12 protein-coding genes are annotated in these 13384 nt (G+C 58.1%); 5 read left to right on the top strand and 7 right to left on the bottom strand.

What is annotated here, in order from left to right; genetic code table 11:
* Nucleotides 1-3: 3 nt before the first annotated feature.
* From AC13F2_RS02165 to AC13F2_RS02155, 3 genes are all read right to left on the bottom strand, one after another.
* The gene (locus tag AC13F2_RS02165; RefSeq protein WP_054524470.1) at nucleotides 4-1239 is read right to left on the bottom strand and encodes a TolC family protein; all 1236 of its coding nucleotides are present in this window, start codon (nucleotides 1237-1239) and stop codon (nucleotides 4-6) included.
* A gap of 653 nt (nucleotides 1240-1892) precedes the next feature.
* Nucleotides 1893-2177: a hypothetical protein gene (locus AC13F2_RS02160; RefSeq protein WP_054523306.1), complete on the bottom strand. Its 285-nt coding sequence runs from the start codon at nucleotides 2175-2177 to the stop codon at nucleotides 1893-1895.
* Nucleotides 2178-2260: 83 nt separating this feature from the next.
* Entirely contained in the window at nucleotides 2261-2527 is a 267-nt protein-coding gene (locus tag AC13F2_RS02155) for a hypothetical protein (RefSeq protein WP_008603835.1), read from the bottom strand.
* A 139-nt stretch (nucleotides 2528-2666) separates the two neighbouring features.
* Here AC13F2_RS02155 and AC13F2_RS02150 point away from each other — a divergent pair, with 139 nt between their 5' ends.
* Nucleotides 2667-3125, top strand: a complete 459-nt coding sequence (locus tag AC13F2_RS02150) for a Cu(I)-responsive transcriptional regulator (protein ID WP_008603837.1) — start codon at nucleotides 2667-2669, stop codon at nucleotides 3123-3125.
* Nucleotides 3126-3139: 14 nt separating this feature from the next.
* Here AC13F2_RS02150 and AC13F2_RS02145 read toward each other — a convergent pair whose 3' ends face one another.
* The 3 genes from AC13F2_RS02145 to AC13F2_RS02135 all read right to left on the bottom strand — a co-directional run bounded on the left by AC13F2_RS02145 (nucleotide 3140) and on the right by AC13F2_RS02135 (nucleotide 5978).
* On the bottom strand, nucleotides 3140-3586 hold the full coding sequence (locus tag AC13F2_RS02145) for a DUF411 domain-containing protein (RefSeq protein ID WP_054523307.1): 447 nt from the start codon (nucleotides 3584-3586) through the stop codon (nucleotides 3140-3142).
* 12 nt (nucleotides 3587-3598) lie between these two features.
* Complete coding sequence (locus AC13F2_RS02140) at nucleotides 3599-5068, bottom strand: multicopper oxidase family protein (RefSeq protein WP_008603839.1); 1470 nt, start codon at nucleotides 5066-5068, stop codon at nucleotides 3599-3601.
* 277 nt (nucleotides 5069-5345) lie between these two features.
* Nucleotides 5346-5978 (bottom strand): methyltransferase family protein, encoded by a 633-nt coding sequence (locus tag AC13F2_RS02135; protein WP_038283547.1) that lies wholly within the window; start codon nucleotides 5976-5978, stop codon nucleotides 5346-5348.
* Nucleotides 5979-6433: 455 nt separating this feature from the next.
* Here AC13F2_RS02135 and AC13F2_RS02130 point away from each other — a divergent pair, with 455 nt between their 5' ends.
* The 4 genes from AC13F2_RS02130 (at nucleotide 6434) to AC13F2_RS02115 (ending at nucleotide 11317) form a co-directional block, all read left to right on the top strand.
* The gene (locus AC13F2_RS02130) at nucleotides 6434-6877 is read left to right on the top strand and encodes a CBS domain-containing protein (protein ID WP_038283550.1); all 444 of its coding nucleotides are present in this window, start codon (nucleotides 6434-6436) and stop codon (nucleotides 6875-6877) included.
* Between the two features lie 98 nt (nucleotides 6878-6975).
* Nucleotides 6976-9561, top strand: coding sequence for a vitamin K epoxide reductase family protein (locus AC13F2_RS02125; RefSeq protein ID WP_008603842.1), 2586 nt, complete (start codon nucleotides 6976-6978; stop codon nucleotides 9559-9561).
* Nucleotides 9562-9696: 135 nt separating this feature from the next.
* Nucleotides 9697-10359 (top strand): peroxiredoxin, encoded by a 663-nt coding sequence (locus AC13F2_RS02120; RefSeq protein WP_054523308.1) that lies wholly within the window; start codon nucleotides 9697-9699, stop codon nucleotides 10357-10359.
* Between the two features lie 556 nt (nucleotides 10360-10915).
* Nucleotides 10916-11317, top strand: coding sequence for a hypothetical protein (locus tag AC13F2_RS02115; protein ID WP_149864703.1), 402 nt, complete (start codon nucleotides 10916-10918; stop codon nucleotides 11315-11317).
* Between the two features lie 689 nt (nucleotides 11318-12006).
* Here AC13F2_RS02115 and AC13F2_RS02110 read toward each other — a convergent pair.
* Complete coding sequence (locus AC13F2_RS02110; protein ID WP_054523309.1) at nucleotides 12007-13359, bottom strand: MBL fold metallo-hydrolase; 1353 nt, start codon at nucleotides 13357-13359, stop codon at nucleotides 12007-12009.
* Nucleotides 13360-13384 lie beyond the last annotated feature (25 nt).

Below are 13384 nucleotides of genomic sequence, written 5' to 3'. Positions count from 1 at the left end.
CTCTCATGGCTGGAACTCCGTATAGGTCAGTCGCAAGGTCGTAGCGGCTTCAACTGTCGCCTCCTCACGCTCAAGGATCTCGATTTGTAAGAGCGCCAGCGCCTTGATCGCTTCGATGACGTCGAGCAGTTCGGCGCGGTTTGCCGCGAAGCTGGCCCTTTCCAGATCAGCACGGCTTTGGGCGAGGGGTAGCAACTCCTCCGTGGCTCGCTGCCACTGCCGGTATGCGCTGCGCCAGGCGGCAAGGTCGGCCTCGAATTGCGCTTGCAGTTCGCGCAAGCGATCAAGCTGGATTGCTTGCGCTGCGCTCGCTTCGGTTTCAGCGGCGGCAATCCTCGGATTCTGCCGCCTGCCCGCAAAAATGGGGAGCGTGATCGAGCCCATGACCGAGACGACATCGCCGAACATCGGATCGCGCCGGCCATAGCTGACATTGATGCCGAAATCGGGCCGCTTCTCCGACCGGGCGAGATCGATCCTCGCCTCGGCCTGGCGCACCTGCGCGACAGCGAGAATGATCTCAGGATTATATTCCAGGGTCGCCCGAAGTTGTTCAACATCGACATCGGGCGCCGGAATGCTTCCAGTCGCCGTTGCGTCTTGCAAGGCAATGTATCGCGCAAGCATGGCCTGCGCCGCCTCGCGCTCAGCGTCGATGCGCGTCCGCATATCCTCGACCTCCAGCACGGCCCGGCGAATTTCGAGGCTTTCACCTGGCCTCGCCGATCCCGCCGCAACGGCGCTTCGCGCCAGGGGCACCAGCCTTTCGATCTGTGCAAGGGCGTCATCGGCAACGTTGAGGGCCTGTTGTGAGTAAGCGAGCGAAATCCAGGCCCTTCCCGCACCAAGACGCGCCATATGGCGCGCATGAGCGAGCTGCGCGGTGGCGAAGTCGATATCGGCTGTGGCCATCCCGGCTCGGGCGTGTCGTTTCGCAAGATTGGGAATATCCTGCTCGACGCCGACCTGGATCTGCGTGGGAAGCTGTCGATCCAGCTGAAACGCGGCCGGGCCGCTGATTGGCAGATTCTGGATACCCGCACGCAGCCTGGGATCCGGCAGTTCGTCGGCAGCATCCGCGACCTGGCGGCGGGCATCGACTTGTAGTTCTCGCGCTCTAACCTGGGGCTGGTCGGCCACGGCGGCTCTCAAGGTTTCTTCATACCCAATCGACTGGGCGTAACTTGCGGGCGCCAAGGCCAGCAGAACCGGAAGTGCGGTCCAACGTAGTCGTTTCATGATTCTCATTCCGCTAGAGTGCGCGACCAGTACGCGTTCGGGACAATCAGCCAGCGACTTTGGTGCCAGCAGAATGTCCAGCCATAATTTGCAGAGATCCCCCTGCATCGATTTCAGGCCTCAGCTTGCGGAGGTGGCGGTTCCGGTCCTGCTCCAGTCTCACCCGGTGTAGAGCTGCCGAAACCGGTGAATCGCAAGCGCGCGGCTGACAGCGTGCGTACTTCCGACGCATCGTTGCCAATCGCCATCGGCGCGATACAGCCGAGCGAAACAAGGCAACCAGCGCCTACCTTATCACAAGGCGGTTTTTCACCTTCGTTTGGAACCCCAGACGTGAGCAGTTCATCGCACTGGCGCTCGACCATTATCGGCTCCTGCGGAAGCGTCGACGCATGAGCTGCCGATTGGACGAAAAGTCCAAATCCAATCAGAATGAGGCCGAATGCGCGCAGCATTCCGATCACCCGGCACCAAGAGGGCGCGACTTGGCAGTCAGGCGCGAGTCAAACCGCCTCAGCCAAGGGAAAATCGTTGTTGTCGGGCTAGGTGTTATCATGAAGTTTGCTGGCTCTTATGAGCAAAAGGGTCCTGCCCCGCAGGCTAGTGCGGGGCAGGTGGGGGGTGAAGCATTCGACAAAGATTGGCGCCCGGTTTTAACCTTCTTCGCCCTGCGACATCTGTTCCTGCTTTTTCTTCATCATTTCGTTGCAGTTACGCATCATCTCCATCATTTCGGCGCGCATTTCGGGATCGTTCATCATGGCCATCATGCCCGACATCTCCATTCCGGACATATCGCCCTGCATCTCGCCGCGCTCCTGTTGCTGCGCGCCTTGCGCTCTGTCGGGCTGATGATCGACCTTCGGCTGCGCTATGGCCGCTGATGCGAGGCCAATCGTTGCAAGAGCACCAAGCGCGGTAATTTTGAAGTTGTTCATGGGGTTTTCCTTTCATTTATCAAATAGCGCGCTGCACAAATCTTCAGGTCATCGTGCGAGCACACATGCGAATCGTATCGAAATCACGTCCCGGTAGATGTCCCGTTCTTGCGCATGCACATTGCAAGCATGGCCAGGCAGGGCAGTACATAAAGAAACGGAAGAATTGCTGCGAAGCCGAGCCACATGGATCCGAGCGCAAGCGCAGCGAGTGCCAAAACAGCGCTGGCTGCGAGCAGCCATTTGCGCCGCTGGCTCGAAACACCCGAACAAGATACGCCCGACTTCTTATTCGAGGTACTGGCGGTCGCAGAGACCGGCACCAGGGCGCGGGACGACGGGATGTTCATTTCTTTTCCTTCATCGAATCAACCAATACGAAGAAGATAGGGCTTCCCATCATTGGAAGGTCAAGGCATTTTGTGGAGATTTTCTCGGCTTTCAGCCAGCCACCTTGCATTCCCATCATTGGAAGGTTAAAGCGCCCGCATGAAACATTCACACACGATTGGCGAGGCGGCTGCAGCGAGCGGGGTTTCTGCCAAGATGATCCGACATTATGAAAAGATCGGTTTGATCGAGGCGGCGGACCGGACCGATGCCGGGTACCGCCTCTACACTCCGGCAGATATTCATACGCTCCGGTTTGTGCGGCGCGCCCGCAATCTGGGCTTTTCGGTCGACGATATTTCCGAACTGCTCGATTTATGGAAAGATAGTGCCCGAGCGAGCAAGGACGTGCGCCGAGTAGCGGATGGCCATCTTTCGGCCCTGCGATCGAAGGCTGCCGAAATCCATTCGATGATAGACGCGCTCGAACATCTTTTCGAGAATTGCACGAATGACGAACGTCCCGACTGTCCCATCCTCAAGGACCTCGCGGACGATGCCAATCCGGCTCGTGCCAAGGACGTTGGTCACAAGTTTGGCTTCGAGCGCGTTTGCTAGGCTTCGGACGGTGCTCAGTATCGCGCAAAGACGCTCGTGGTACGATCCGTTCTTACGCCCGTAATCGTCCACGTGCCTGTCTTGGCACCGCCCATGCCCGGCGAACCTGCAGGCATGCCGGGAAGCGTGATGCCTGAAATCCGCGGGCGTTCCTCCAGCAGGCGGTCAACGCTGTCGGTCGGCACATGTCCATCGACGAAGTAGCCGCCGATGAGCATCGTGTGGCATCCCTCGAGCCCGGCGGGCACACCCTGGCGTTCCTTGATTAGGGCGAGGTCGTGGGTCGCGACCATCTTCACCTCATATCCGCTGGCTTCGAGATAGTCGCCGTAGCTCTCACAGCAACCGCACTGAGGGTTCTTGAAGATCGTGGCAAACGGTCTTGCTTCCTGTGCCGCCGCTGCCGAGGGCAGCAGCGCGAGGGCCGAAAACGACATCAAAACCTTGGGTAACAAACGCATCAGTTTTTCCTTTCAGTTAACTCGAATGGTGGCCATCATCCCTGCGGCCTGGTGTTCGAGAATATGGCAATGAAACATCCAGTCGCCCGGGTTGTCCGCTACGAACGCGATCTCGACGCGTTCTTCGGGCGCCATGAGGACGGTGTCCTGCCACTCTTGATATCGTGTCGGCTGTCCATTGCGCGACAAGACGCGGAAACTGTGGCCATGCAGATGGATCGGGTGCCACCACGCAGTCTCATTGGTCATGTCGAGGAGAAGCGTGGTTCCTCGCACGGCAGATATAATCGGATCGTGAACATGGCCGCTCGCCGAAACGCCGTTGACGGTCCAGCCCATCATTCCTCCGGACATCATTCCCGAACCTCCCATCCGCCCCATCATCATGCCGGAGCCGGTTCGTTGTTCGTTCCTCGCGTCAGAGCCGCTGGCTGTTCGCCCCATCATGCCCATCATCCCGCCCCCGAATATGATCCGGTGACGCTCGGCCGTTGCCAGTTCGGGTTCGGCGAGAGGGTTGGGCGGCAGCGGCGCTGGGTCGGACAGACGCCTTTCCCTGACCTCTTTGCCCTGACACTCGAATGTGGTGAGTTCGTATTCCAGTCCATCATAGAAGACATCGCGCAGTGAATGCCGGGTCCCGGCGGGATAATCGAAATCGACGATCAGATCCGCCCGCATTGCCGGCCCGAGAAGCAGGGGCGCGCTTAGACGGTGAGGCTCGACGGGCTGGCCGTCGAGCGCGACGACCATTGGATCGAGTTCACCGAAATCGAGCCCGAAGATGCGGGCATTGGCAGCGTTCACGAGCCGCAGCCTGATCCGCTCATTCGGCCTCGCAATCAGTGGTGCCGCCGGCTTTCCGTTGATAGTGATCGTGTTGCCGATCCGGCCTGCCATCATCGCGTCGTGCCGACTGCCGAACCCTCCACTTATTTGCCCCTGGTCATTGAGCCTCCAGTCGTCGAGCATCCAGACGAGGTCGCGATCGACCTGCGGCGGATCTGCCTCTTCGATAATGAGCGGTCCGTAGAGGCCGCGACCGACCTGCTCGAAGCTGCGCTGATGGGGATGGTACCAGAAAGTGCCCGCATCCTCCGGCGTAAAGGCATATCTGAACCTTTCGCCGGGCTCCACGGGGGGCTGGGTGAGGTGGGGAACGCCATCCATCGCGTTGGGAACACGAACGCCGTGCCAATGGATGGTTGTTTTTTCCTCGAGAGCGTTTTCCAGCAGGACCTCGAAGGCCTCTCCCTGCCCAAGCCTGAGAGCAGGACCCGGTACCGAGCCATTGTAACCCCACACCGGTATTTGAGAGGCTTCGCCGACGAGTGGCGCGCTGGTCGTTCCGGTTTTGAGGACGCGGCGGCCGGCGGTTGTGCTGGCACCCACCGGCGTTCTACCTCCGGCTCCCAGAACGGCGGCCAATCCGCCGCCAATGGCCAGAGCACCGGAACCGGCGAGGACCGCGCGGCGCGTCAATCGTGATTCTTTTGATTGCATAGAAAGCATCTCCGCATCGCCAGATTAAGGTTCGACCGACAATGTAGTCCTTCCCATCATGGGAAGGTCAAGGCCGCCTATTGGACATAGACCGTTAAAGGCACGGAAGACCCCGAAACTTCTCTGTATGAAGGACGCGCAGGCAGGTGCAGGACAATTGTCCTCAACCCCGAACTTCGCGCCTACCGTTCGCCGGAGTCCAGCGCCGCTTCTCTTGATATGCGGGTTCAGATTTGGCGCATGGTCATCGTCGCCGTTAGCTTCTTGGCTGCTGCGATCTCTTGGCCAGCTCTTTCCAACGACCGGGGCGTGGCAGCAGCATTGGAACCTTGCGCATATAAGCGCGATACTCGTCGCCAAATTTACGGATCATGTCGCGTTCTTCCTTGCGGGCGAGAAGATAGTAGGCGAGCACGATCACCGGGAACAGAACGGCCGAAAAGATTGTCGGCCAGTGAATGACGCCTTCTCCGAACAGAGCAAGAAACAACCCGGTATACTGCGGGTGCCGTACGAAACGATATAGTCCATCGGTGACAAGCCGTTCATCGTGACGCGCCTTATAGACCGCGCGCCATCCGTGAATGAACATTCCCACGCCGATGATCGCTAGCGAGTAGCCTATCAGCATCGAGACAAACATCCCGGTTTCGCCTAGACCCACGAGTGTCGACCACAGGTTGGCGCTGACATACTCCCGATCGATCCCGAATGATCGTATGAGAAGGTATACGGTCAAAGGGAAGCCGAACATTTCAGCATAGAGGGCGATGATGAAAGCCTGCACAAGGCCGGCGCCGGTCCATTCGCGCCATCCACGCGGGGCGAAGTACCGGTAGAAAATCCACGATACGATGACGATCATGATCGCCGCTAAACCCCAAGCCATCGGTTTTTCCCCTTCGCTTGCCTATGCCGACAGGGTTTCCTGTCTTGCGTAATGCAGCCCGCTGCCACGCAGTTCTGGCATCGCCACAGACCGGGGATATGCTGCGGCTCATTCCGCAGCTCCACACCGAACAGCCTGCGACGGTCCACTCTCCGGGGCCCGGCACCAAGGTGCCGCTTACCATCGTTGGAGGGTCAAGAGGTATTTGCATCAAGCACGAATAAAGGTCTCGATTGAGACAAACCCATCCTTGGTCGTTACAGCCTTGGGCCAAGGAACGGACCCGGCACCAAATTGTTGAAAGTCTGGAATCTTGCGAGCCGGCCTTGACCTTCCCATGATGTCAAACATTAGGTTTGCTGGACCCGACGATTCGATGCGGCGGTCACGTCCTCCATTTGATTTGGCGGAGATGGCTTCCCATCGAACGGAACGCCAAACTTTTGGAGAGACAGATGAAAACCAGCGAAATTATGACTAGCGATCCGGCATGCTGCAAGGAAGACCAAAGTCTTCAGGACGCTGCCACACTTATGGTCGAAAATGATTGCGGGCAAATCCCGGTCGTCGACGATGAGGGTGGTCTTGTCGGCGTGATCACGGATCGCGACGTGTGTTGCCGGGCCATCGCTGAGGGAATGTCGGCGGAGACACGCGTCGGAGACGTGATGACCCGGTCGGTTGTCAGCGTTACTCCCGACACCTCTCTGGAAGACTGTCTGGCATCCATGGAGAAAAACCAGGTTCGCCGTGTCCCGGTTATCGACGATGACGGGAAATGCTGCGGCATGGTTTCGCAAGCCGATGTCGCCCGTACCGGAAGCGATGCGAAGACGGCCGAGCTCGTGCAGGAAGTTTCCCAGTCACGCGCAGATGGGAAATCCTCCGGCTGTTGTTAGGGCGGCGACATGCAGCAGCCGCTCCTTGAAGGGAGCGGCTGCCGTCTTCATCGTACCGAAGTCGAACATCTTCCGGCTACCAAATCGAGGGCACTCCCATGGACAAGCGTATCGTTCTGATTACAGGCGCGAACGGATATATTGGGCGCGCGCTGACGCAGCGCCTCGGCAGGACATATCGCGTGATTGGTCTCGACCGGTCTCCCGTCGAGGATAATCCCGATCTCGCCGCTTCTTATTCGATAGATCTCGCCGATGACGCGTCCGTGTCTGCTGCCCTCGAAAAGGTCAGGGACGATTTCGGAGACCAGCTTGCCGCCTGCATCCACCTGGCCGCCTATTTCGATATCACCGGCGAGCCCAATCCTCTCTACGAGACGGTCAACGTCGAGGGTTCACGCCGACTGATCACGGAGCTGCAGGCCTTCGACATCGAACAGTTCATCTATGCAAGCTCCATGCTTGTTCACGAGCCCAAACCGCTGCCGGGCGTACGTATCGACGAATCCAGTCCGCTTGGACCGACCTGGCCTTACCCTCAATCGAAGGCCGATGCGGAACAGGTACTGCGCGAGAACCGTGGCGACATTCCGGTTGTGTTCCTGCGGTTTGCCGGGGTCTACGACGACAAGGGGCATTCCGCCTTTCTCGCCGAACAGATTGCCGGCGTCTATGAGCACCGCGTGTCGGCGCATCTGTATCCGGGGATGTTGTGCGCTGCACAATCGGCACTGCATCTTGAAGATCTGATCAAGGCGGTCGAGCAGACTATCGCGCGTCGCGCTGACCTCGAGGACGATTTGCCGATACTTGTCGGCGAGCCCGAAACGCTGGGCTATGCCGAGATACAGGACATCGTCCATTGCCAGATCCACGGCAAGGAATGGACGACAGTGCGCATTCCAAAGAGCGTGGCGAAACTGGGCACGTGGGTCGAGGAAGAAGTCCTTGGCCATGAAGGCTTCGTCAAGCAGTGGATGGTCGATGACGCCAACGCCCATTACATTCTTGATATTTCACGTGCCCGGAACCTGCTGGGGTGGGAGCCAGAGCACTCGCTCCGCGACACACTTCCGATCATCATCGACGCGTTGAAAGCCGACCCGCAGGACTGGTACGAAACGAACAAGCTGAACACGTCCCGCGTGGCCTGGCATCCAAAGCGTTCGGACGCAGAGAAGACCGAACCGGCGCGACCTCAATCGCAAGACACCGATATCGCGCATGATGGGCACCAGATGGACGGCGACATGAACAATATGGACGGCGATATGCAGCATATGGACGGACCCCAGCGCGGTACCCGCTGGACGCAGTTTGCTGTCATCGGACTCGGCCTCTGGCTTGCTGCAAGTCCGGGTGTTTATGACGTCGTATCCGCCGATACTGCCCGTGCGTCGGTCGTAGCGGTCACTCTCGAACGGGGTTTGCCGTCGATCGAATGGCGGGCCAACGCTCTTGCTCTGAGCGATATGCTGAGCGGGATCGCATTGATGATTTTCGGCGCGATGTCGCTTTCGAAGCGTACCGCATGGCTAGGGCAGTGGGCGACAGCCTTTATCGGTATCTGGCTGCTTTTCGCGCCCTTGTTCTTCTGGAGTCCGAGCGCGGCCCAATATCTGACCAATATGCTTGTCGGTACATTGGCAATCGCATTTTCCGTGCTGGTGCCGATGATGCCCGGAATGAGCATGGAAGGGATGATGGACAAGAAGTCCATCCCGCCCGGGTGGACCTACAGTCCCTCGACCGATGCCCAGCGATTCCCGATTGTTGCGATGGGCATTATCGGCCTTTTGATATCGCGCATGCTCACCTCCTACCAGCTTGGCCATATCGATATGGCGTGGGAGCCGTTTTTCTCCGGATCGCTCGCAGATCCCAAAAACGGGACCGAGGAAATCATCACTTCAGATGTATCCAAGGCCTGGCCGATCCCGGATGCCGGGCTTGGAGCGGTCAGCTATGTGCTTGAAATCCTGATGGCGGTCATGGGAACCCGCGCACGCTGGCGCACCATGCCGTGGATGGTCACCTTCTTCGGCATTCTGGTCATTCCGCTGGGTGTGGTCAGTATCTATTTCGTGATCATTCAGCCGATCGTGATCGGAACGTGGAGTACGCCGGCGCTGATTGCTGCCCTTGCGATGCTTATCATGATCCCGTTCTCTCTCGATGAAGTCATCGCCATGGGGCAGTATCTCTACTGGTCGAAAAAGGAAGGAAAACCGCTCGTCCGAACCTTCTTCAAGGGCGGCGCGGTGGCACACGGCGAAATCGACGATACCGACTATATGACCGATGCGCGCTCGATCTGGAACAACACGGTGCGCGGCGTGACCTTCCCGTGGACCCTGATGGCCAGCACGGCTCTGGGAGCCTGGTTGATGCTGACAAGGATAACGCTTGGCAGCGAGGGGGCGATGGCCAACAGCGATCACGTGGTGGGTGCTTTGGTGATTACGGTGGCAATCATCGCGACTGCGGAAGTCGCGCGCACCCTGCGCTTCATAAACGCTGCATTCGGAGCTTGGCTTGTCGCAGCGCCATTCCTCCTAGCGGGAGCGTCGTCTGCCGGAACGGTGGCGTCGGTTGCGGTCGGTCTGCTTTTGATCGGACTGAGCCTGCCTCAAGGCAAGCGTAGCGGTGAGCATTATGCTGGCTGGGATCGGTTTGTCGTATGACCGGTTGACCCGAGCAAAGCGGATCTGGCGCTCTTCCTTTAGGAACAGGATGAAGACGAGGTCGGACCCGCATTCTTCTCAGAGCATCGCTAGAAATGTGCCCTGAGTTCCCACAAGATAAGTAGGAGTATTTACATGACCCTTTCAATTGGCTCGACAGCCCCCAATTTCACAGCCCAGACCACACAAGGCAGCATTCATTTCCATGATTGGATGGGTGACAGCTGGGCAATCCTCTTTTCCCATCCCAAGGCATTTACACCGGTTTGCACGACCGAGCTTGGTTATATGGCCGGGCTTGGCGAGGAATTTGCCAAACGCGACACCAAGATTATTGGCCTTTCGGTCGACAGCAGCCAGGATAATCGCGATTGGCTTCCCGATATCGAGGAGGTGAGTGGAAATAAGGTCGACTATCCCGTGGTCGGCGACAGCGACCTTCAGGTCGCCAAGCTTTATAATATGCTGCCGGCCGACGAAGCGGGTAATGCGGAGAGGCGAACCGCAGCCGATAACGCCACCGTCCGCGCTGTCTATATCATCGGGCCAGACAAGAAAATTCGCGCCATGCTGCTTTATCCGATGAGCAGCGGGCGGAATTTCGATGAAGTGCTCCGGCTGCTGGATTCGGTGCAACTCACCGAACGCAAGGGTGTAGCGACACCGGTTAATTGGCAGAAGGGTGATGATGTGATCATTCCGCCTTCCTTGTCGGACGAAGATGCGAAAGCCAAATATCCCGATGGCTGGGACGAAAAGAAACCGTATTTGCGTGTGATCCAAGAACCGATCGACTAATTGCGCGAGCAGGTTGCCAGCAATTGCATGTCGGCGTGAATATAGCATGCTCATGCTAGGATTTGAGCGCGTCGCCACACCTGCGAGTGGATCTATCTGTTCGATATATAGATTGGCAAGAAGCGTAAGCGATTAGGTGTACGGTAAAACCAAATCCGGTCCCGATCGGTTTTCTCCTCGTTAATCGAATGGCGGCCCCACCTCCCCCTGAACCCTGCGGATCGCAGGTGTCCCGGGGCCGTTCAGGAACCCCGCGCTTCACCCAACCCTGGCGCGGGGTTCCGCCTTTCAGGTACAATAGCTGTTGAGCGCGGCTATGTTGGTCAAAGGACTGCGGCGTCCGCCGAGCTTGGACACCTCAGCTGCGTGACGGGGTTGAGGAGCTGTCAGAAAGTTTGACGCAATTGACCTCGACCTTCATTTGGTGGAGGCCTATGCCACATCCGCGAAATACAATGAACCCTCGCGTGTGAAGCCTCTGTTCGAAAGAGTACTATGGCAGACCTATTTGAAGACTTCATATGGGTAAGGGCCGTTCGTGGTTGCTAGTCGCTTGATGGCCGAACCGACTCATGCTGTCGAACCACTACCTTTGCACGACGGCAAGACGACCGTTGTTAGCATCATAAGCAGTTCGGCTGCTGTTTTGGCAGCTTGCTCTTGCTGCATTCTACCGATGGTGCTGGTTGCCGCCGGGCTGAGTGCGAGCCTGAGCAGTGTTTTGGCACCTCTGGGTTCGCTCCATTGGCCAATGACCGCATTTTCGGTGATTGCGGTGGCGGCTAGTTGGCTCATTGTTCTGCGCAAGTATCGGCATAAGAGTCATTGCCACTCCCAGGCCGCAGTTAAATGGCTCAAGAACCGTCAGATAATTTTGCTCCTGGTTGCAACCGTGATGAGCTTCATCGCGGCCGCCTGGGGCTATTTCGAGCCAACTCTCATGAAAGCATTTATGTAATCCGAGGTTCTGAGAGAACGACACTCGGACTGGCTCCTTTTACTGCGATAGCGAAACTTTGCGGGGGCCTATAAAGCGCGACCGGACAATGAGGGTTCAGACGATCTTCTGCGCGCAACGTCCTACAGACAAATGCGCCTTGGCAATGTTCGAGGGGAAGCATCTTCGGAATCGAGCGAAAAAAAAGCGGTCTTAATTGCGACAGGTTCAAAAAAGCCCCCCAATCCCGAAGGACTCCAATTCGATTGTCATCCCGATGTGGTTCTGATGATAGCCTCCCCGGTTCGATCAAATGATTGGGAATGCGGATAGCGCGCAATAGCCCGCACATGGCTCCGCGGTGGCCAAGGCAATCCAACCTATCCCTGCGGTGATTTCCCGCCGAGCTCGTGCAGTCGCTCGACAGCATCTTCAGAGCAATTTCCGCATTTCAGATTGGTAGGCACGGCCACGTCGATTTTTTCAAGGTAGGGCAGGTCCAGCACGGCCCTGATCTGCTGAAATTCGAAAAGGTGAGACATCGCCATTCAAGCGGGGGTTGCGTTTGCCTGCCTGTATGATCGTCGAGACGCGCCCCCCTGCACAATCAAGCGCAGGATAGACCAGCGTGTCTTCCGGTAGGCCAAACAGCTTTCGCGCACGGCCCTGAAGGGATCGCGGGTTGGCCATTTTCGAGGTTTTCCGGCTTTTTAGCCCTGCGCGTTTGCCCATGCGCCCATGGAGCCCAGATAGACGTCGAGGTGTTTGAAGCCTTGGCTTGCGAGCCAGCCCGCTGCTACGCTCGCCCTCATGCCGCTGGCGCACATCAAGGTGTAATGACGGTCGCGATCGAGCTCTTTCCAGCGGGTGTTGAGCTCGCCGACATAGACATGTTCGGATCCATCGATGCTGCCTTGCTGCCGTTCGTCAAGGGCGCGCACGTCGAGCAAGGTCCAATCTTCGCTGTCCTCAGCGAGCCTGCGTGCGACTTCCTCGGTGTCGATCATGGCAATACTTTGCATCGCTTTGCCCTGTGCGGCGGCTGGGATCACGCCGACATAGCCGCCGACAATATTATCGAGACCAATGCGCACCAAATGCGCCATAGCTTGAGCGAGCTCGTCTTCTTCGGAAGCGATTAGGGCTATCGTGTCGCCTTCGCTGATGAACCACCCGGCAAAGGCGGGTATCATTCCCACTGGAAGGCACACGGCACCCTGCATATGACCGGCGGCATAGGCGAGCGGCTCGCGTACATCGACCAGGTGATCGGCGCCGCTCTCGCCAAGGTCATCCAGCCCCAGATGCTTTGGCCGCATGACTCGCGGCGCGGCATTGGCCCCTTCGAGATTGAGCCGCTCCATTAGCCGAAAGTAGGGTGGCTGGTAATGATGCTCTGCTACTTTCGCCTTGATGAACTCGTCGCGGTCAGCAATGCGCAGCCGCGGGTTGTTGCGCCGCTCATGGCCGATTGTCGAGAATTCCCGGTCTGCCATTCCGGACCCGCAAACCGATCCGGCACCGTGCGCCGGGTAGATGATCGTCTGGTCACCCAGAGCGCAAATCTTTTGCAATGAATCGTACAGGAGGCCCGCGACCTCCCGCGCGCGCTCGGGATAGAAATCGGTTCGGCCGACGTCGCCCACGAAGAGCGCATCGCCGGTGAACACGCCGACCGGTCCTTCGGGATAATCGTCGTCGTGAAAGACGAAGGCGAGATGATCGTCGGTGTGACCGGGGGTTTCGAGCACTTCGACCCTGATCTTACCGATCTCGAAAACATCGCCCTCTCGCGCGGTGTCGGCGAACACAACCTCATCCGCAGGGTTTGGACCGTGCAGAACCCGGGCGCCGGTCATTTTGGCCAGTACCGGCGATCCCGTGATGAGATCCTCATTCCTGTGCGTTTCGAAGATATGCGTGATCTCCAGCCCTTCGGCGCGGGCTCGCTCGAGATATATCTCGCAGTCGCGGCGCGGATCGATGACCGCTGCCTTGCCCTGCGAACCGATCAGATAGGAAAGGTGCGAAAGGCCGGGGGTCTTTATCTTCTCAAGCAGCATATCTTACCTCGTTGTTGGAATGTTT

It is taken from the genome of Qipengyuania sp. L-5Y (assembly GCF_056859455.1).
This window is presented reverse-complemented; position numbering and strand designations above follow the sequence as displayed.